Here is a 20,423-nt window from a genome sequence, read left to right as displayed (position 1 = left end):
AGGGTGGCCCAATACGCCAGCCGCAATACCTGTCTCTTCAATTTGGCCATTCAAATACAATAAAGCACCCGCCCAACGCAGATCGATATCCATAGGTTTAACCGGGCGCCCGCCAAGAATAATGCCGGCATTAGCCGCATTGTCGGAAATGGTATCCAGTACTTTACGGGTGTAACCCGTATCAGGATCAGTTCGATAGCACCGCGCAGCGATTAACTCGATAGCAGGAACCACGTAATCAGTCGCATTGAGTACGTCAAAAATCGTGACATTGTCGCCTTCTAAACGGTCTTTGAGGACAAAGGCTAATTCCACTTCAATACGAGGATCTAAAAAGTCAGCTGCTTTTATCTGCGCGCCATCTTCAAAAAACATTTCATCAAGCAATACACCGTAGTCTGGCTGGTCAATATTGACGGCCATTTGCATGGCTCGAGATGTCAGTCCAATTTTATAGCCTTTGATAGAGGCACCTTCAATTATCTTACGATCCACCCATGCTTTCTGGATTTTATAAGAATCGTCCATGGTCATATCAGGATACTCAAGCGTCAGTGCAGGGATCTGTTGACGCTGTTTTTCCGCGTCATAAAGACGATCTGCTGCATTTTGAATCTGTTGGGGAGTTAGCATGGCAGCCCTTCCATCATTGCAAAGCTATAATTTTTGAAGCTTTGTTTTTTTGTTGGCATATGTATTTCATCTACATAAGCAAGAATTAGATAACATGTTAAGTTAATATAATTAATATATTAAGTAATTTCCAGTTATATTTTAATTCTGTTATAAGATTGTTCACCACGAGATTTTTTGAGTTATACGTGCAGGCTATAATTTGTGGGTATTAAACATGTGTTGATACGTAAATTGAAAACGTTTCATTTAAGTTAAATTCCATTTCCCGAATACGCTCAATGGCAGTCTCATCGAGTGCTTGTTCTGCACTGAGTAGTAAAATCCCTGACTCGCTTATTAAGTCTCGACTAAGTTTCATATCCGTTTTAAGGTCAATGCTTTGAATACAGCTATCAGAGATAGATTTTCCTTTTTGAGCGAATAGCTTAATCAGTTCTTGTAGTGCAACCACAATCTCCTGATTGTAACGTTCAGGGGCCGTATCTTGAAGGTATCCAATCGCTTCTGTAGTGCTGTAGTGCCGCTCATCAAACAACCCCGTCGTTAATTCAACGTAGTCGTTCATAACACAAATAACTTGAGCACGAATGTCTATCTTCTCGGCAGATAACCCTCTGGGATAACCACTACCGTCCATATATTCTTTATATTGAAGGATTAGTTTTCCCGATTGGTAGAGAGGTTGGACCATCATACATGCCGCTTGAGCTAATATAGGGTGCTGATGAAACTCTCTCTGCTGCTTAGGGCTCATTTGTAGATAAGGTGCTTTAATTAATTGATCAGAGAAACTAAGCTTACCAATATTCCTGAGCTGCCAAGCATAATAAAGTTGTTTCAACTCGACGCCTTCAATACCTGAACTCTTCGCGATCCCGATAAGCAACTGATTAAGCTGTAAATTAAGGCCAGATACCTTAACGCCCATTCGCCGTGCTGTTAATGTCGAAAACATTCTAACAACCGAGCGGTAACTTCCCTTAAGTCGATCATTGGTGAGTTTTAGCTGCTGCGTTCTGTCTTGGACTTTAGCTTCCAGAGAGTCGTTAAGTGCTACCAACTCGGTATTCTTACGCTCAGTTTCTTCCTGTAGTCTTTTATTCTCAGCTTTCATCGTAGCCAATTCAAAACTATCACTAACAACTTTTATTACTTGATCGTCATCCCAAGGTTTCAACATAAACCGGCTGACCTTACCTCGATTAATCGCATCGATAGTAGCTTGCGTTTCAGAATGACCAGACATGACAATTCTTTCAATTTCAGGGAAGGTCTCTGATACCTTCTCTAAAAAGCACTCCCCCTCCATCTCAGGTAAATGTATATCACTAATAACAATATCAACGGGCTGTATTTGAAGCATTTCTAGTGCTTGAATAGGTGATGTTGTCAAAAATACTCTACAGCCTAATGGGCTCAGCAACGTTTCCATTGCATCTAATATCGCTTGATCATCATCAACAAGAAGCACGCTATTATCCTTATACTTCATTGTTCCCTCTCTTGATGCTATTGGATGAACATGCCCTGTAATCTCGGGCTTTATAGCTAGAGTATCTCTTATGTTTAGTGAGTAGTTTAGTTCAGGTACAAGTATTTGCATGATATGTACTGGAAGGTGAAATTCAAGCTATGAACACATCAAATGAAAAAAGAAACAGAAAGAAACGGCTTGCAGATATTTTGACTATCGGTGATATAAAAAAGGCTCGGTAAAAACACCAAGCCTTTATACAGAAATCATATACAGCTACTTACAAAGTGCCTTATAACGTTGCGTGCCCTTTCGTTCTGATATGCGCACGCGCCATTGATTGATATTGCTATACGCCGATAAATCAAACTTGATGTCGTCACAAATACCTACAACAAAAGAAACGTTCAAGTCTGCTAGAGTAAATCGATCCGCTACTAAAAAATCTTTACCCTCTAGCTCCGCATCTAAGCTGCCTAGCATTACCGGCAATTTCTCAAACGCTTTTGCAATAACATCGGTATTGCGATGAGGTTCTGGTACAAAAACTAACTGAATAAAGGCATCAATCATTGGAACTTGTAAATCGGCGACAGACCAAATGCTCCACTGACTTACCAAACCTCGTTCTTGCGCTGTTACCCCTAAAAGCTCAGGCTTATAGGTATCTGCAATATAATTGCTAATGGCGAGAGATTCCCAAATAGTAAAATCGCCATCTTGCAATGCAGGAACTTTACCATTTCGATTGATCTTTAAAAACGCTTCAGATTGATGCTCACCGGCTTTAAAATCAATAGATTTTGTTTCATAAGATACTCCGGACTCCTCCAAGCACCAGAAACAACGGCCTGCGCTTGATTTTGGGCTTCCATAAATTGTTATCATTATTTTTTCCTGTCGGTGTTGGGTCATCATATTTTAAAAGTATAAAACGGTTTAATTCAACCGGTACTTTACTGGGCTAATTAAATAGTTACCCACGAGAAATGGATGCACACTAATAAGTTTATCTGTTACATCAGACTGAACAATAAATGCAATATCACTCACATCACGTTCAGTTTTAGCAAGCACTTCATAAGCAAACCCTTTACGTAGAATCAGCTTACCCTCTTCGTAGTAATCAGCATCCAAAACAATCTGGTCACCCTCAATAAGGCTATACCAAAAGAATTCGGAATCAACCAGGGGATTAATATCTTCTTTATTTATCAAGGTCTAACTACACCGTGTCGTATTGCAAGATGGACAATTTCAGAGTTATTACTCAACGATAATTTACGCATAATATTAGCGCGATGGGCGTGCACCGTTTTATGACTAAGAAATATAGATTCAGCAATTTGTGTCGCTGTATAACCCTCAGCCAAAAAAGTAAATATTTCAAACTCTCGTTTTGTTAATAAGTTAACTGGGCTGACTTCTTCATCATCACCATCATTAAGAATGGCTTTAATGCTTTCTGAAAAATGGTTCCCACCTAAGTAAACGTCTAATACGGCCTGAACCAATTCTTCGGGCGCACATCGCTTCGTTAGATAGCCCTTAACACCTGCTTTTACCAAACTCTTAGGGTAAGGGTTTGATTCCCATACCGTCAGCACAATGACTTTCGCCAAGGCGTCCAGCGCTATAATACGCTGTATTGCTTCAATCCCTCCCTGAGCACCCGCTGATTCATGAGACTCAGAGTCACTTGGCATTGATAGGTCCATAATAACTACATCTGGAGATGTTTTTTTATAGACTTCAAAGGCTTCTTGGCTGTTATTAGCTTGCGCTATGATTTCAATTTGCGGATGAGAATCAAGCAACTGTTTGAATCCTGCTCGCACAATATCATGGTCGTCAACGAGTAAAACCTTTGCTGTTTTCATAAAACCTATTTACGTATACTTATTATTTGCTGATAGAAAACTAACATCAGTATAGGAGAAACTAATATAACATTGTTTAGATTTTCATCAATTCTGAATTAGAGTCCGCGCCTGTATACGCCTCACTACTGTCAATGTCTAAAGCATAAATAGACGCTTGACTGGGGTCATTACATCCAGCCGGATATGCAACCAACTCATCACTGTATCCAACTAATTTAATGCCCTCTTGCTGGCAATGACGCAATACTTTTTCTAGCGCTTTAATGACCGCCAATTGTCTATCATTAAATTCTTCGGTCCCTAGTTCACTTCTTCGCTTACCTGTAACTTGGCGAATAACATAACCATCATCTCCAACCAACTGAATACTAATTCCGGTGATCTTTTCTTTAACCAATAATAACTTTGCTTGTGCAAACACTTCTTCAGATAGACAATTAACAGCATCCCCTTCGGAGCAGGATAAAAGTGTCGCTCTTATGGTTTCGTTATCAGCTTCTAATAATAAATCAGTATCCATTGGCTTTCCTGAAAGTTTTTATCCGACAAGATCCGTTCATAAGAAATTGATAATTAAGACTTACTTTTTGCCAGAGATAGCTCATTTTTGCAATCAGTTAGTGCTTTTAACGCTTCATCATAACGAGCATCTTGCTGAGCCAACACTAACTCTAAACGATGCTGTTGTTGCACGGCAGCCCTTTCTTGTTTCAAAAGCTGTTGTGCTAGCTCGTTACATTCTCTATTTTTTACGTGAACTAAGCTCTCTAAGTCTTTTATTTTTAAAAGATTTACTTTTATTTCCACACGCGCATCTAACAATTGATTATTCTCTGCTAGCGATGATGGTACAGGAGTATCGCGCTGAATGATTTCCAATTGTTTATTTATTCTATTCGTTTCATCTCGCTCTGAAGTTGCTCGAATCAGTAGTGTTTCAGATGCTAATAACTTTTGTTTAACCTCCATACATTGCTCATGAAGGGTGTCGTTATTAGCACGCAACAGAGCATTTTGTTGCTGTAATTGATCGGCAGTTGCTCTTAATTGGTCGAACTGCTCAGAGCTTTCAGCTTTACGGCTCAATAATATAGCCTCAACTTCCTCTCTCTCTTTTTTAAAAGAGTGATGAGCATAAGCCAATGCCTGATCCCATAATTTGTTTGCTGCTCCAATAACAGGCTCAGGTAACTCCGGGTGCTGATCTTTTCGATTCATTCTATCTGTTAACGTAGACCACCACGCATTGAGTGCAGAATTAATTGTGGTAATGCTCCCACTACCAATACGATCTCTCACATTCTGTTGCGTTGGCCGAACCCCTTCTCGGAGTAACGTGTCTGCCGCTGAAAAAACTTTCTCTCGAGTATCTGATTTTTTAGGCATAAATAGTACACAATACGTATTGTTTAGTACGCATCATATCTGCACCACCTATTTTTATCACCCTAAACCTGATTCGATCATAAATCTGTCACTGGTAAACCGGTTAACGTAGAGGATTTATTTATCACGCTAAGGAGTTTTACCGCGGCATAAGCATCATTTGCAGCATATATTAATTGATTACTCTTTAATTCGCGGGCAGCCCAGTTAGACATGGTAACCGACTTTGATTTTTGAAAGCGTTGATTAAAAACAAGGGCGACAGCGGCTTTTACGCCTAACTCTTTACGGTAGCCCTTCTGCCTAAATACCTTGTCCATATCTAAAATTGCACCCGGATTTATACCCAATTTACGACGTAAATGACTTTTATCTGACTTTAGACCAAAACCTACTTTTACAATCTGCTTAGATTCAACCAAATCTGCAATATGCCTGTGGCTTTCAATCTTGCTTAATTGAAATATATAGGCAGTTTCTAATGTCGAAAGCTGAACAATATGGGGGCCAAGAGATGCCTCTCCCTTTTGGAACGTTGGACGAGATTCTGTGTCAAATCCTATAAATTGACAGCAAGCGAGATCGCTAGCAGCCGCGGCAAATTCCTCTTTTGTTTGAGGTACTTTAATCTGCTCTAACGTCAGCCCATCAAAGGGTTCTAAAAGAGCCATTTCAGCTTTTGTCGGTGCTTCTATTTCGTTTGCCATTGAGCAACCTCAAATTAATTCTGATAGTGGTTTTATACAAACAACCATAGTAACTGATTAATACTATAGGATTTATTCTTTTATAACTTCCTGTTTACGCCTCTTCTAAAACTAGCCTATGCTTTGAACAGTGTTTACACATTTAAGGAGTATCGATATGACTATTCGAATAGCGATTAATGGTTACGGGCGCATCGGCAGAAATATCATGCGCGCCTTGTATGAAGGAGAACACAAGGAGCACTTATCAATTATCGCGATCAATGACTTAGGTGATGCCAGCGCCAGCGCCTTGCTAACAGAGTACGACTCTGTACATGGGCACTTTGGTTACTCTGTTACCGCCTCTGATAACAAGATGTTTATTGATAACGATGAAATCCTCATATTAAAAGAGAGCGACCCTAGTAATTTAAATTGGGGAGATTTAGATATTGATATTGTTTTTGAGTGCACAGGCCGCTTTACCACGAGGGAAGATGCTGCAATACACTTAAAACAAGGCGCTAAAAAAGTACTTATTTCTGCGCCAGGTAAAGATGCAGACGCAACCATTGTTTATGGTGTAAACCACGAAATACTCACAGCGGAGCACTTGATCGTATCTAATGCTTCTTGCACTACAAACTGTCTGGCGCCGATGGCGCAAGTGCTTAACCAGCATATCGGTATCCAACAAGGGATCATGACAACAATCCACTCATACACAAATGATCAACACCTATCAGACGTTTACACCAATGATATTTACAGAGCCAGAGCGGCTGCGTTATCAATGATTCCAACCAGAACAGGTGCTGCAGAAGCGGTTAGTTTGGTACTGCCTGAATTAGCAGGGAAACTATCAGGCTTAGCCGTGCGCGTGCCTACGGCAAACGTTTCTTTGATAGATCTCAGCTTTACACCTTCCAAAAACACCAGCCTCGATGAGATCAATAATTTAATGCAGCATGCCAGTCTGGATAACTTACAAGGTGTTCTTGCTTACAACGAGCTTCCATTAGTTTCGGTAGATTTTAATCACAACCCAGCTTCATGTATTTTTGATAGCACACAAAGCATCGTCAGTGATGGGCTCATCAAGGTATTTGCTTGGTACGATAACGAATGGGGATTCTCAAACCGCATGCTGGATACAGCACGCGCTATGAGTCGCGTTTAACTTTAGTGAGTGGGCATTAGCTAAACAGCATCACGCCAAACAATTTTGCTACCTAACTCTGAGGCCTTGATATCAATACGGGCAGGTATTTGTTCTTTAAGCTCAGCAACGTGGGAAATGATACCGATCATTCGCCCACTTTTTTGTAAATCAGTCAGTGTGCGAATTGCCAAATCCAGCGACTCAGGATCAAGACTACCAAAACCTTCATCAATAAAGAGTGTGTCTAAACGGATTCCGCCAGCATAGGCCTGCACTACATCAGATAACCCTAACGCTAGTGATAAAGCTGCCATGAAGCTCTCACCACCAGAGAGCGTTGCTACTGCGCGGACTCTTCCGCTGTAAGCATCCTCTACTTCTAGATCCAACCCCGATGCCTTATTACCCTTTGCACGATCCTCTTTACGTAGTAAGCGATAGCGGCCTTTACTCATGAGGGCCAAGCGATGGCTCGCTTCAATCAACACATCATCCAGCAGCACGCTTAGCACAAAGCGCTGTAAACTCACCTTATTACCTGTTTGTCCGTTAGCCACATCGCTTAGGGTTCCTACTACCGCATATTGCGCTTCAAGTGCACAACCATCTTTATCTAGTGCCGCTATCCTCTGTTGCGTGCTTTGTAGGAGCGTTAGCTGATCATGTATCAAACGCCACTGCCGCTCAGCTGCAAGCAATGTCTCTTGTGCAACAGCAATTTTATCTAAGTACGGCTGTAAATCAGGCCGAATGGAATCTCCTAATGCCTGCTGCTGGCTTTGCAGTGCGCCCAAGTTGTGTTGCACAGCTTTTTTATAGCCTTCAATACGCAGCACAAGACTGTCTTTTACAGCCACATCTAGGAGTAACTCCTTGAACTCTTCTACACTCTCAAATGCACTCCCCAATAAGCTTGCTTGCCATTGAGTTTTGGCTGCCTCTAGAGTTTGCTGGCTTTGTCCTACATTCTCTTGAAGAACGCCTAAGGCTGCACCCGCAGAGTCATGTTGCTCTTTTGCCGTGTCATAACGTGTTTGTAAGCGGTTCAACTGCTGTTCACAGCTATTAATGGTATCTTGCTGCTGCGTGATGGCAGCATCTAACACATCGAATGAACGGTATGCTTCAGGCAATTCTTGTTCTGCAATTTGGTAAGCTTTGAGCTCTTGCGCTACAAGCTGGCTGGCTGCGTTCCAAGCGTTCTGCGCCTCGTCCATTGAGCTTAATAACGGCAACTGCGCATTTTTAAGGCCGCTTAATGTCTGTTCAGCTTTTCTCAAAATATCTTGCTGAGTTTGAAAATCATCACAGCGCTTTTTAAGCACAGAAAAGTGCGACTGCATCTTTTGCAACGATGAATGCGATGCCTCACCTAACACTTGATTTAGTTCTTTGTCGATATCAGAAATTTCTAGAGATAAGCGAGTAATTTCTGTTTTGATTGAGCGATAATTTTCTCGCTCAATATTGAGTAAATCACTCGCTTCCTGAAATTGCTTTCTTACCTGCTCGACCATGGCTTGAGTCGGTGGTGACACTTCTGAATACGCAGGTGAAGGATGTTCAATACTACCGCAAACAGGACAAGGGGCTTCATCATCCAATGTCATCGCCAAAATAGCGGCTTGCGCTAAATGCCAATCTCGCTCGACCGTGTTTGCTATCTTTTCCTTCTCATCGGCTAATGCCTTTAGTGCTCCGCCTTTTTGCCTAGAAGTATGAAGGGTTGTTTCAAGCGTGATTTTTTGGCGTTGTAGTTGCTCGACTTTCTTCTTTTTCTCTAACTGATGAGAGTAACTTTGTAGCGTAAGTGAAAGCCCATCGGACTGTTGTATAGACAACCTTAATTGCGCAATGGATTGCTCAGTTTCGTCAATATTCTTTTGATTAGCAGCTTGCAGCTGCTTCGCAAGCACTAGTGCAGCCTCTGCTTTTGATGAAACATTAATAGCAACAGCATGGTTATTTTTTAAGCTTTGTAGTTTCTGAACGCGAGACTGGAAACCCAATAAAATCTGCCGCTGCGCCTTATGAGCATCCAGCTGATGCTTCAACGAGGGTAACTGTGCATACTCAACTGATATTACCTGCAAAGACTGCTCAAACTGCTTGAGCTTTTCTGTTTCTATTTTAAAACGCTCAGCATGTTTTACATGTATTGCTGTAGAGGACTCATAACGCTCAAAATCAGGCGCAATTTGCTGCGCCCCACTATGGCGTTGCAACTGAATAGATTGTTGATCAATAGCTTCTTGCTGCTGTGCCAACACATGCTGCTCAGCAATCAAACTGTCCAATTGCGTAAAGCGCGACATCAGTTCTACTGCCTGATCTTTTTCGCGTAGCGTCTTTACACGCGCTTCAAGTTGATGATCGTAAACTTGTTTAAGTTTTTGATCTTCATCCGACAGATGCTGAAGCTTTTCTGACAGTGCTTCAAGGCTTTCTAGCTCTGTTTGACCCAGCAGTGTCGCTTTCTGTTTATTGAGTAACTCAACTTCACGTCGCACTTCAGCAGAACGGTTTTTTAATTCATCTTCTAGGCGTTTATAAATTTGCGTCTGAAACAACTGACTAAAAATGTGCTCTCTATCTTTTGAATCCGCCGTTAACAACTGACGAAATTTGCCTTGCGGTAACACCATAACCTGTCGAAACTGGTCAGCATTCATGCCCAATAGATGCTCAATCTCACGCGTTGCTTCCGTTACTTTATTGCTCACTATTAGCTTTTCTGGTGAACCATCATCTGCCAATAACCACAACTGGGCTTCGCCAGACTGTTGAGTAAAACCATCCCCTCTGGCTTTTGGTCTAGGCTGCTCAGGAACACGCCTAATCCGATAGCGTTTACCGGTTAACTCAAAGGTAAAAGTCACTTCCGTTAAAAGGCTTGGCTGCGCTAAGTCAGAACGCATTTGCGTACCTTCGCGCTCATCCCCCGTGGTTTTTCCGTATAAGGCAAAGCAGATGGCATCGAGTAAGGTGGTTTTTCCTGATCCTGTTGGACCATTAATTAAGAAAAGTGGCTTATCTCCCAAGCGGGAAAAGTCTATATACTCTTCTGCAGCAAAAGGACCAAAAGCGCACATCTGTAAAGTTAATGGATGCATCGGTTACAACACCTTTTGAAGCAGATCTTTTTCATGCAGATCACTGAGAGTTTGCGAAACATAGCTTTGCTGTTCTTTGGTCAACGGCTCTCCATTGACCTGCTCAAAAAAATCACTAAACATAGAAAATTCGCCTTTTTTGAGCTGCTCACGACGTGCACTTTGCTGCGGATTAGCAGCCATTAAACCAGGACGTTCTATATGCAGCACATTAGGATAAACAGCGCGCAATTTACCCATCACATCCAGTATCGCATGCTTATCCGTTAGACGTATTTGCAAATAATCATCTTTTTTAAGGTCGTGACGCCCCTGTTCAAGAATGCCAGTCAACTCACCCGTGATGGTCCGCATATCCCTGAGAGGCAGCAACGGAACTTGAGTTACTTCATCAACACCTTGTTCTCCCATATCAACAAGCGTTACCGATTTGATTTGTTTCTCCTCAGAAAAAGAGTACTTAAGAATTGAGCCAGAGTAACGAATGGTGTTTGCACCTTTATATTGGCGCCCGTGTAGATGACCTAATGCAACATAATCAAAAGGTGCGAAGTGCTTATAAGAAACGCGCTCAGCACCGCCTATAGACAATGGACGCTCTGATTCTGACTCCTCGCCTCCATCGATAAAGCAGTGGCTGAGTAATACTGTACGCGTGTCTTTTGGCATACTCGGTTTTAACGAGGCAATGGCCTGCGCCATTGCTTCATCATGTGTACTCGCCTCAACACCTAGAACATGCCTCACTGAAACAGGATCAGCATAAGGAACACCGAAAAAAACCACGTCACCATGTTTATCTTTCAACGTAACGGGCCGGGATATTTGCTCAAGGTCAGCCAATATATGCACCCCGGCTTGAGCCAACTGAGAAGACGCAAAACTTAAACGTGCCGCACCATCATGATTGCCACTAATCATGATTACGGGGATTTTTAACTGATTGATGCTGCTTATTACATTATCTAATAAAGCCACTGCTTGTGACGGAGGAACCGAGCGGTCATAGATATCACCTGCTATTAGCAGCACATCAACGTTTTGCTGACGGGTGATATTAACAATTTGATCAAGCACATGTCGCTGATCTTCAAGCAAAGAAACGTTATGAAACTGTCGTCCAATATGCCAATCCGATGTATGCAGTATTTTCACAAGAGTACTCGTTAATCCATTGTTTTAAAAAGGTTTGGTTTTAAATTAATTTGAGCACTCGCTATCAAACAGACGAGAGAATAGTTCAAAATCTTGCATGTTAATAGTTTGTGGCGGTTTAACGAAATCAGCAACAAGTGCATCAAAACATTGCTGATAAGGGTCCAGTGCAACGCGCGTATTCTCTTTGATAAAATGCACCCACGCGTAACTTTCTTTGTCGTTTAACAAATCATAAGACTTTGTTACGGTGCCAATACATGTTGTTGGTCTATCATCCAATTTGTTTTTTGGCTTAAGGCTTAAGCTCTGAATATTAGTACTCTTATTGGGGTTTTTAATTGAAGTAAGCTTATCAAGGGACATCAGTGTTGCTGGATTTACATTAATATCTACTTCTAAAATTGCTTCTGATACCAGCCTAGCTGACTGAATCCCACCGTTGCAACGGTCTCCGTTTTCTCCAATACTGGTGATAAAATCACGCATATTTGGGCCTAAATGCGGAATCCGACCGATGACATAAACAGAAGCATCAGCCCCTTTTTGGTCTTGCTTATCATGTACTAACAGTAACTCCATAGCGTTATCCAGCGTCCCGACAGGCTGAAACACTACATACCCTTGCTTATTGCCCGACTCATCTACTGGACGCCGAGCATAGTACCCTCCGCTAGGTGTTTGCTTAACGGCATTATCTTTGTATTTTTCGGAACATAAATACATATCAAAAGCACCACCCTCTTCCTCATATGCTTTTAGCTCTTTTAGGCACAAAGGGTGGAAAATAGGTACGGACTCCGGCCCTTCATATGAAGCACCGGCATACGTTAATGTAACGAAAGAAAAGGCAACAATGATTGAAACGAGAGCCTGGGGAATAAAACGCATTTATGCTCCAAATAATCTATAACAAGAATAACAATATGCATCGACTTAACACTAAAGATAAAAACACATATAGCCAACATCCAAAACGTTAGGATAACAAAAAGCGGATAAATAATATGCGTTTACAACGTACTAAATACTTTCTCTATGCTAGTGTGGTCTCTTTTAAATTTGATGGTTTTAACTGTGATCGCTAACACATCTATTTTCATTACGGGCTGTTCTACTGGTATTGGGTTAGAGGTTGCTTTGGGTTTAAAAACCCGTGGATATCAGGTTTTTGCTTCGGCGCGTAAGCCTTCAGATGTTACCCACTTAAAAGAGCTGGGCCTACAGGCTTGCCAGCTCGACCTTGATGACAGCGAGTCAATTCATAAAGCTGTTGAATGGCTATTGGAGAAAACGGATAACACACTTTTTGCGTTATTTAATAACGGAGCATACGGCCAACCAGGTGCCGTTGAAGATTTATCCCGTGCCGTGCTTCGTCAGCAATTTGAAACCAATCTTTTTGGCTGGTTAGAACTTACCAATCTACTTATCCCTGTTATGCGCCGCCAAGGCTATGGACGCTTTATTCAAAATAGCTCGGTGTTAGGGCTAATAACCATGAAGTATCGAGGTGCGTACAATGCCAGTAAGTTTGCATTAGAAGGCCTCACCGACACATTAAGACAAGAGCTTCATGGCACTGGCATACATGTATCACTCATTGAGCCCGGACCAATCACCAGCGACTTTAGAAAAAATGCATATACAAAATTTAAAGAAAACATAAACACCCAAGGTAGTGCTCACCAAGCAACCTATGAGGTAGTAGAAAAGCGTTTAGCAGCCCAGCCTGATTCAAGCAAAAAAGACCCCTTCACACTAGGTCCAGAGGCCGTATTAAAAAGAGTTGTTCACGCACTAGAAGCGAAAAGGCCAAAAGCACGCTATTACGTCACCTTTCCTACGTATCTTTTTGCTTATTTAAGAAGGCTACTGTCCGCCAATATGTTGGATGCGATACTGCGCAAAGCTTCAGAGGGAGAGAATAAATAATAATTACTAATGAGTAGCCATAGACCTAGCTTAGCTATTAGATCGTTGCAAAACGATAAAAGCCTATACTGAAAAGGACTTCAATCATGCATTACATTTATATTGCAGCAGCTGTTGTTTTTAGCGCTTTTTTTATAGTTCTCATGGGTCTTTGGAAAGGAAAAGTTAGTAATATCAAAAACACCTTGACCTGCTCGCTCCTTTCTATTTTGTTTGTTACGCTTTGTAATATTCTTTGGAGCGGATTTATTGGTAGCTTTTATTGGGGACACTCGCAGGCACCCTCTAAAAATTATATGAATATCGCTGCTAAGTTGGTATGCGGAAGTGATGTTCCTTGCAGATTAGAAAAAGACATTGATTCATATAAGTTAACAGTTCGAGAAAGCGAAAAGCTCTCTCAAAACGATTTAGCGGAGATCAAAGAAAGGTCAATATATGCTGGAGATCTATTATTTTTGATCAACCCGCCAACTGGCAGACGAATTTATATAGAAAGAGAGTAAAAATCATGTATTAAGCGCAGGGAGCACACTTAACCTTTTAAACTACTCAGTTTAGACATATTTTAATATTACTCTTCGGTCAGTCGAATATTCGAGTAGTAGCTCGTAGCAGAGCTCTTAGAATTATCCGTGTCTGTCATGATAGCAATGGCATCGATATAACGGATCTCTTTACCAAAGAGTTTTTGCAGATCCTCTTTTATATTGCGCTTTTCTGTTACCCAGCCGTTTCCATCTTCACTTCCCCTTACAGCAAGCATCATAGCGCTGCCGTTAGTAAATGGGTTTGGCCACACATCATTTGTTTGCGATTGTTTTGACCAAACATAGCTAATCGCTTTAGTACTCAGAAATGTCCAGCCATCCTGCACAACAATATAAATGCGTGCGGCAAAATCATCACCCGCTTTTACTTTTTCATCGCTAACAGCAGGAAATTTTTCGACACGCCATGACCAATTTAAAAAAGGGGTTTTATTAAGATCAATTTTCTTTTCATAAAAAAGCCCCGACGCTGTTTGGCTACTTTTCGCTAGAATCACTTTTTGCTTAATTTTCTCGTCATAAACAACGCTGTAATCAGTGTCTCCTGAAAAGCTTTTATGCTTCCAGTCAATAATATCTGTTGCTGAGTAACTAATATCCGCTGCATAGACGTGTGTTACCTGTGATAAAGCAACGAGGGCTATTGAAGCTAACGCCCTGCAAGACCGCTGCTTTATAAAGGAAAGATTATTCAACGGATATTTAGTCATCACATAGCCTTTGTTGTTTACGCTTTTCGAGCCAGATAAACCGTATTTGTTGAGTCTTCTTGTAAATACGGATTAGGGAAACTGACAACGTGAGACTCAGAAGATTCAAATATACGATCAAGAAGTGCTATAAAATCTGCCGCAGGAGGCTCATCAGACCATAATCCAAAAATGCCGCCCGAAACAATTTTGTCAGATAGATCACGTAACCCCTGCTCGGTGTAGAATGCACTGTTGCCCGGATTTAGCCAATAACTAGGCGAATGATCTATATCTAATAGCACGGCATCTACTTGTGGATGAGGTGCATCTTCAGGGTAAGCTATTCCATCAAAACCTTTTGTTTTCGATGTAGCGACATCAAAAAAATCTGCATGTATTAATGTACATCGTGGATCTGCTGCTAACTCGCTACCCAGAGGTACCAAACCACGCTGATGCCAGTCGATAACCGGCGCCATAACATCAACTACCTTAAGAGAGCGCACACTATCATGCTCAAGAGCTGCTTTAGCGGTATAACCTAACCCTAAACCACCGACAACCACATCAAGCTCTTTTCCTTCTAAAGCTGCTAGGCAAATGTTAGAGAGCTGAATTTCTGCCTCCGTAAACAAACTAGACATCAAGAACTCATCATCCAGTTTTATTTCATAGAGAATTTTATTGTTGAGCCTTGGCTCGGACCGACGTCTCAGACTAATCACACCCAATGGAGTTTCCTGATAGTCCAGCTCTTCAAATACAACGCTCATAGATGTTATCCGATTAAAAACAGAAAAAGCCCATTATTCCCTGCCGCGAGTAGCTCCGCAAGCACACTTAAACACGATTCATATCATCTACACGAAACACAATTAGTACAGCATTCTTATAAAACACACTTTTCATGATCAAAACCGGGTACATATTTACGATAAAATACTCAAAAGTGAAAATATTCACTCAATATATAAAGCACTCTTAGTGTAACGGAGAGCTTTAACGCTATAATGCGCATCGTCCAAATATGCGGGGGTTTGTCATGAGAGTCTGTGGTGTTGAGTTAAAAAATAATGAAGCTATTATCTGTCTTTTATCATTATCTGACGGACTATTTGATATCCCTGATTGCAGAACAAGTCGCATTACATTATTGGATAGCAATGATCGACAGAATTTGAAAGACTTTCAGTTTAGCTTTAATAAACTGATGACCGACTATAAAGTGGAAAAAGTAATTATCAACCAGGCTCCTTTGAAAGGTAAGTTTTCTGGAGGCGGCCTCGCATTTAAGATGGAAGCGACACTTCAGCTGGTTGATGATCTTGATGTTATCATCTTGCCTGCTTCTGAAATCAAAGAAGTTTTGAAGCGCAACCCTCTGGGTATTCCATTTAAGGAAACCGGTTTGAAAGAATTCCAACAAGTGGCTTTTAATACAGCGTATGCGTATCAGCAACGAGAAATGTTCGCCTGATCGAGCACCAACACTTTTCACTTCAGATACAAAAACGCCTCAAGAGACAAAGCTCACTTGAGGCGTTATTCTTTAAACGCTTACACGTTATTTATATTTTTGCAGGCAACACAGTACTTCTCACTTCACCAAAACCGATACGTGCAGCACCTTCTTTTTGGCACCAACCTTTAAGCACAACGGTATCGCCATCGTTTAAGAAAGTACGGCTTTCACCATTACCCAAGTCGATAGATTCTTTACCACCACGAGATAACTCAAGTAGTGATCCTGACTCTTCATAATCAGGGCCTGACTGTGTGCCGCTTCCCAAGAAGTCACCCGGTTTTAGATTACAACCATTCACTGTATGGTGAGCAACCATTTGCGCAACAGTCCAATACGAATACGAGAAATTAGATAAAGAAACTGACTTATCTTGTTGATTTTCGACACGCATTTTTTCTGTCTGAATCAATACTTCTAATTTAATATCAAACGCACCCTGCTCACGGTTTGCACCAGATTCAAGGTATGGAAGTGGTTGAGGATCAGCAGCATCACGCGTCCAAGGAGTTCTAAACGGTGCCATCGCTTCTAGTGTAACGATCCATGGAGAAACCGTTGATGCAAAATTTTTCGCTAAGAATGGACCTAATGGTTGATATTCCCATGCTTGAATATCACGCGCAGACCAATCATTGAACAAACAAAAACCAAAGACGTGATTATCACTATCATCCAACTTAATAGCATCACCCATTTCATTCCCTTGGCCGATATAAATACCTAGCTCAAGCTCATAATCCAAACGCTTACATGGGCCTAATGAAGGAGCTTCAGCATCAGGGGCTTTCGTCTGCCCTACTGGACGATGGAATGTTTGGCCTGAAACACCAATTGATGATGAGCGACCATGATAGCCAATCGGTACCCATTTGTAGTTTGGCAGTAATGGGTTGTCTGGACGGAACAATTTACCGACGCTGGTAGCATGATGAACAGAGGTATAAAAATCAGTGTAGTCGCCAATGGTTGCTGGTAAATCGAACTCAACATCCGACTGTGCAATTAAACAGCTTTCTAAAGATTTGTCTGCACCTTCTCTTAGCGCACGTGATAACGCTAAACGTAAAGCGGATGCATATGCCACACCCATGCCCATAAAATTATTAAGTGTTGGTTGTGAACACGCTTTCGCTGCTGTTGCTGCTTCACCTAAGAAGAGTGCCTTTTCATCCACCGCTGCCAGATCAACAACTTGATCACCAATCGCTACACCGCCACGAAATTCCTCGCTTGAGCCTGAACGACGGAAAATAGCAAAGGGTAGGTTCTGAATAGGAAAGTCGCTATTCGTTTGATTCGCACTACCAACCCAGCTTTTCAATGCAAGGTCATGGGTTTCATTCAACGTATTAACATTGCTCATAGTATTAGTTCTCTACTCTTATTCTATCTACCCAGAAACAACAAAAACGAAAGCCAGTTACTGGCTTTCGTTTACTAATTCAAACACAAGATCATAGATTTATTTTGAAGAAAACTCTTCTTCATGCATCCAAGCAGCATGCTTAGGTGCTTTTTTAGTCCGTGACCATTCTTCCAACATTAGCGGTGCTACTTCTTTCAACTGCTTCATCTGGTCGTCAGTACCTGTTAAGCAGGTAAGCTCAAGACGATGACCATTTGGATCAAAGAAGTAGATAGACTTGATAATGCCGTGATTAGTTGGGCCTAATACATCAAGACCTTTACCTTCTAGTTCTGCTTTCGCTTCCATCAAAGCTTCTTCGCTTTCTACACGAAAAGCAATGTGTTGGACCCATTCAGGTGTCATGCGATCACGGTCCATTTTTGGCTTAGTTGGCAATTCAAAGAACGCCAAGATATTGCCGTTACCTGCATCCATGAAAAGGTGCATGTATGGATCAGGTTCTTTTGTAGAAGGCACAAGGTCTTCTGCAATAGCAACTAAAAACTCCATATTGAGCATATTCTGATAGAACTCAACCGTTTCTTTTGCATCGTTACAGCGGTAAGCGACGTGATGGATCTGTTCAAGTTTAATCATTAATATGCCCTCGGCTAACTATTGTTGTTGGTATGGACACCATATTAGTAACATTGGTTACCAATGTCAAAATTCATAATATTTCCATAACCTATTGTTACTAAAGAATTTAAAAACAATTTATCGATTGATTCCTATCAGGAAATTGTATTTTTACTCATTACACCATAAGATATAACTCTGTTTTATCCATTATTGTAGAAAACGTATGACTTCCTCAAATACGGTTACAGAACCATCCAACGCTTTACGACTAAGCGACTTTTTCCCCTACCGACTAGCCATGCTCAACGCGTCTGTTAGCGAAGTCATTGCTCAACTCTACTCAGGGCGTTTTAATTTAACGCCACAAGAGTGGCGAGTTGTTGCAGCATTAGGTGAAAAATCACAGATGTCGGCTAAAGAGATTGCTCAATTTACCAGCATGGAAAAAATGCAGGTTAGCCGCGCCATCTCTAACCTTAAAAAAGCAGCGCTATTAACACAGAATGTTAACAAGGAAGATCGACGTTTCTCTAGTGTCTGCCTATCAGAGCAAGGTAAACAGACATACCTACAGATAGTGCCACTTGTGACTGCGCGAGAAGGTTATTTATTATCAGCCCTGTCTGTTGATGAACAAGAGCTCTTTAGCCAGTTTGTTGATCGCATAGCTCAACAAGCCGAAACTCTCAAACAGCTCGGCTGACTTTTTGTGAAGTTTCATAAAAGTTTAATATTATGACGGGTGTTTTTTTGTGACAATGCGCTCGTATTTCAACATCCTGACTATGAGTCCTAACAGATGAAGATCAAGAAAAGTGATTTAACCACTGTCATTCAATGGATTGATGTACAGCTGAGCAAGGATGATAAATTTCCTTTCGACCAAGACGCGTCTTCTAAGGCATCGAAAAAGCACCTCAAAGCACTTAAAGCATGGCGTAAATGCTCACGTAATTTAAAAGAGGTAAGAGAGTGGTGTGAAGAGTGGCTAGACAAAGAATATGAAAATAAACTAGCGACATCTTTAGACAACACCAAAGCACATAAGGCTAATCATACTCTTAAGCTAACCCAAGAAGCACATGATCTACTAACAGCCCAGGCTGATAAAGAAGACTTATCACCTTCGCAGCTCATTGTAGCCCATTTCTTATCAAGCCATAATTAACGAGTCAGTAGTCTTCGCTTTTTCTTGCAGATTGATGATACTCACACAATCAACCTGCAAGAAAAACTCACACCAAATTACTTTTAAATCGAATACCACTTGCCAACAACACACCGCACGTAATAAAGCCGAGTCCAACCCAAGCCACCAACTGAATGGGTTCTCCTAATAGATACAACCCGCCAAGTACCGCCAAAACAGGCGTAAATGCACCAATTGCAGACGTATTCTCTGCTCCCAACTGGCGAACAGCAAATCCATAACTAAAACCTGTTATAAGCCCGACACATAGAACCTGTACCACGACCTGATAAGCCGTTTGCTCTATCGGTGCATGCATAAACGTAACATCCCAGACACCAAACGTCACACCTGCGAGCAAAACGCTTGATGATGACACACAAAGCCAAGCAGCCGCATCCCAAGGGCGCAATTTTGACAGTTTTAAGCTAACGGTAAATATCGCCCATGATAAGCTTGCACATAGAAAGAATATATCTCCCCGCCAATGTTCCGACCCGGTACTAATAGCGGTCATTACTAAAATAGTTGCTATCCCTACTACGATTGAAGAAAGGCCCAAGGCACGCTGTTGTGTCAACTTTTCTCGATAGAAAATTACTGCAGCAAAAGTCACGAATAATGGAAAGGTACCTGTAATGAGTAATCCTGCATCCGCCACTGGCGCATATCGCATACCCAATGATGATAAGTAAAAAAATGGTAAACCTGCACCCGCCATAATCCCAATGAGGTAACGCTTAGGCGTAGTACGAATACGAGACCAAGCCTTTAAAAAAACAGGCAGCAAGATCAGGCCTGTTACACCAAAGCGCAGTATTGCTAAATCAATTGTGGATAGCTGAGACTGGCTCCCGAGTCTCATAGAGATCAACCAGCTAGCCCAGATAAGAATTGTCACAAATGCGGCGATAATTCCTGCATGAGTAGGCGACAGCCCTGACAGACGTTTAAGCACTATTGCAGTCATGATAATCTCTCTGATATAAAGCGCTATTATCCATACTTCATACCCCGCATGTCCTTGCTATTTACACCTTGAA

At 41.5% G+C, this 20,423-nt stretch carries 22 protein-coding genes; 6 read left to right on the top strand and 16 right to left on the bottom strand.

The window, feature by feature from the left end:
* The 8 genes from hpaH to QZZ55_RS03060 form a co-directional block, all read right to left on the bottom strand.
* The coding region (gene hpaH / locus QZZ55_RS03095) for a 2-oxo-hept-4-ene-1,7-dioate hydratase (RefSeq protein ID WP_293265222.1) at nt 1–633 on the bottom strand (633 nt) is incomplete at its 3' end.
* A 211-nt stretch (nt 634–844) separates the two neighbouring features.
* The gene (locus QZZ55_RS03090; protein WP_293265220.1) at nt 845–2,128 is read right to left on the bottom strand and encodes an HD domain-containing phosphohydrolase; all 1,284 of its coding nucleotides are present in this window, start codon (nt 2,126–2,128) and stop codon (nt 845–847) included.
* A 258-nt stretch (nt 2,129–2,386) separates the two neighbouring features.
* The gene (locus QZZ55_RS03085) at nt 2,387–2,998 is read right to left on the bottom strand and encodes a glutathione S-transferase family protein (RefSeq protein WP_293265218.1); all 612 of its coding nucleotides are present in this window, start codon (nt 2,996–2,998) and stop codon (nt 2,387–2,389) included.
* Nucleotides 2,999–3,049: 51 nt separating this feature from the next.
* Nucleotides 3,050–3,328 (bottom strand): hypothetical protein, encoded by a 279-nt coding sequence (locus QZZ55_RS03080; protein WP_293265216.1) that lies wholly within the window; start codon nt 3,326–3,328, stop codon nt 3,050–3,052.
* Nucleotides 3,325–3,990 (bottom strand): response regulator transcription factor, encoded by a 666-nt coding sequence (locus QZZ55_RS03075; protein ID WP_293265187.1) that lies wholly within the window; start codon nt 3,988–3,990, stop codon nt 3,325–3,327. Before QZZ55_RS03075 ends, QZZ55_RS03080 begins: the two co-directional genes overlap by 4 nt.
* A 76-nt stretch (nt 3,991–4,066) precedes the next feature.
* Entirely contained in the window at nt 4,067–4,513 is a 447-nt protein-coding gene (locus QZZ55_RS03070) for a hypothetical protein (protein WP_293265185.1), read from the bottom strand.
* Between the two features lie 53 nt (nt 4,514–4,566).
* Complete coding sequence (locus QZZ55_RS03065) at nt 4,567–5,379, bottom strand: DNA-binding protein (RefSeq protein ID WP_293265183.1); 813 nt, start codon at nt 5,377–5,379, stop codon at nt 4,567–4,569.
* Between the two features lie 77 nt (nt 5,380–5,456).
* Entirely contained in the window at nt 5,457–6,086 is a 630-nt protein-coding gene (locus tag QZZ55_RS03060; protein ID WP_293265181.1) for a 3'-5' exonuclease, read from the bottom strand.
* 157 nt (nt 6,087–6,243) lie between these two features.
* On the opposite strand from QZZ55_RS03060, the gene gap reads away from it, so the two are divergent.
* Nucleotides 6,244–7,248 carry a type I glyceraldehyde-3-phosphate dehydrogenase gene (gene gap, locus QZZ55_RS03055; protein WP_293265179.1) on the top strand — a complete coding sequence of 335 codons (1,005 nt, stop codon included), beginning with the start codon at nt 6,244–6,246 and terminating at the stop codon, nt 7,246–7,248.
* Between the two features lie 20 nt (nt 7,249–7,268).
* Here the strand turns inward: gap and QZZ55_RS03050 are convergent, their stop codons facing one another.
* From QZZ55_RS03050 to QZZ55_RS03040, 3 genes are read right to left on the bottom strand one after another with little or no spacing between them, the layout of a single operon-like run.
* Nucleotides 7,269–10,343 carry an SMC family ATPase gene (locus tag QZZ55_RS03050; RefSeq protein WP_293265177.1) on the bottom strand — a complete coding sequence of 1,025 codons (3,075 nt, stop codon included), beginning with the start codon at nt 10,341–10,343 and terminating at the stop codon, nt 7,269–7,271.
* 3 nt (nt 10,344–10,346) lie between these two features.
* Nucleotides 10,347–11,498 (bottom strand): exonuclease SbcCD subunit D, encoded by a 1,152-nt coding sequence (locus QZZ55_RS03045; protein ID WP_293265175.1) that lies wholly within the window; start codon nt 11,496–11,498, stop codon nt 10,347–10,349.
* A 45-nt stretch (nt 11,499–11,543) separates the two neighbouring features.
* Nucleotides 11,544–12,389: a hypothetical protein gene (locus tag QZZ55_RS03040; protein ID WP_293265173.1), complete on the bottom strand. Its 846-nt coding sequence runs from the start codon at nt 12,387–12,389 to the stop codon at nt 11,544–11,546.
* A 189-nt stretch (nt 12,390–12,578) separates the two neighbouring features.
* On the opposite strand from QZZ55_RS03040, the gene QZZ55_RS03035 reads away from it, so the two are divergent.
* Together QZZ55_RS03035 and QZZ55_RS03030 are read left to right on the top strand one after the other, a co-directional pair.
* Nucleotides 12,579–13,433 (top strand): SDR family oxidoreductase, encoded by an 855-nt coding sequence (locus tag QZZ55_RS03035; protein WP_293265230.1) that lies wholly within the window; start codon nt 12,579–12,581, stop codon nt 13,431–13,433.
* 86 nt (nt 13,434–13,519) lie between these two features.
* The gene (locus tag QZZ55_RS03030; RefSeq protein ID WP_293265171.1) at nt 13,520–13,939 is read left to right on the top strand and encodes a hypothetical protein; all 420 of its coding nucleotides are present in this window, start codon (nt 13,520–13,522) and stop codon (nt 13,937–13,939) included.
* A gap of 68 nt (nt 13,940–14,007) precedes the next feature.
* Here the strand turns inward: QZZ55_RS03030 and QZZ55_RS03025 are convergent, their stop codons facing one another.
* Both QZZ55_RS03025 and QZZ55_RS03020 read right to left on the bottom strand, forming a co-directional pair.
* Nucleotides 14,008–14,694, bottom strand: coding sequence for a DUF3047 domain-containing protein (locus QZZ55_RS03025; protein ID WP_293265169.1), 687 nt, complete (start codon nt 14,692–14,694; stop codon nt 14,008–14,010).
* A gap of 17 nt (nt 14,695–14,711) precedes the next feature.
* Nucleotides 14,712–15,449: a spermidine synthase gene (locus QZZ55_RS03020; protein ID WP_293265167.1), complete on the bottom strand. Its 738-nt coding sequence runs from the start codon at nt 15,447–15,449 to the stop codon at nt 14,712–14,714.
* A gap of 269 nt (nt 15,450–15,718) precedes the next feature.
* Here QZZ55_RS03020 and QZZ55_RS03015 point away from each other — a divergent pair, with 269 nt between their 5' ends.
* Entirely contained in the window at nt 15,719–16,153 is a 435-nt protein-coding gene (locus tag QZZ55_RS03015; protein WP_028468972.1) for a DUF3010 family protein, read from the top strand.
* A 91-nt stretch (nt 16,154–16,244) separates the two neighbouring features.
* Here the strand turns inward: QZZ55_RS03015 and fahA are convergent, their stop codons facing one another.
* Complete coding sequence (fahA, locus tag QZZ55_RS03010) at nt 16,245–17,564, bottom strand: fumarylacetoacetase (protein WP_293265164.1); 1,320 nt, start codon at nt 17,562–17,564, stop codon at nt 16,245–16,247.
* Between the two features lie 99 nt (nt 17,565–17,663).
* Nucleotides 17,664–18,206 carry a VOC family protein gene (locus tag QZZ55_RS03005; RefSeq protein ID WP_028468970.1) on the bottom strand — a complete coding sequence of 181 codons (543 nt, stop codon included), beginning with the start codon at nt 18,204–18,206 and terminating at the stop codon, nt 17,664–17,666.
* Between the two features lie 208 nt (nt 18,207–18,414).
* Here QZZ55_RS03005 and QZZ55_RS03000 point away from each other — a divergent pair, with 208 nt between their 5' ends.
* Nucleotides 18,415–18,894, top strand: a complete 480-nt coding sequence (locus QZZ55_RS03000; protein ID WP_084629030.1) for a MarR family winged helix-turn-helix transcriptional regulator — start codon at nt 18,415–18,417, stop codon at nt 18,892–18,894.
* Between the two features lie 96 nt (nt 18,895–18,990).
* Nucleotides 18,991–19,359, top strand: coding sequence for a hypothetical protein (locus QZZ55_RS02995; protein WP_028468969.1), 369 nt, complete (start codon nt 18,991–18,993; stop codon nt 19,357–19,359).
* Between the two features lie 67 nt (nt 19,360–19,426).
* Here QZZ55_RS02995 and QZZ55_RS02990 read toward each other — a convergent pair whose 3' ends face one another.
* Nucleotides 19,427–20,350, bottom strand: a complete 924-nt coding sequence (locus QZZ55_RS02990) for a DMT family transporter (protein WP_293265155.1) — start codon at nt 20,348–20,350, stop codon at nt 19,427–19,429.
* Between the last annotated feature and the right edge of the window lie 73 nt (nt 20,351–20,423).

This window comes from Neptunomonas sp. (assembly GCF_016744175.1).
GTDB lineage: Bacteria > Pseudomonadota > Gammaproteobacteria > Pseudomonadales > Balneatricaceae > Neptunomonas.
The sequence above is the reverse complement of the archived record's forward strand: the minus strand, read 5'-3'. Positions and strand labels throughout refer to the sequence as shown.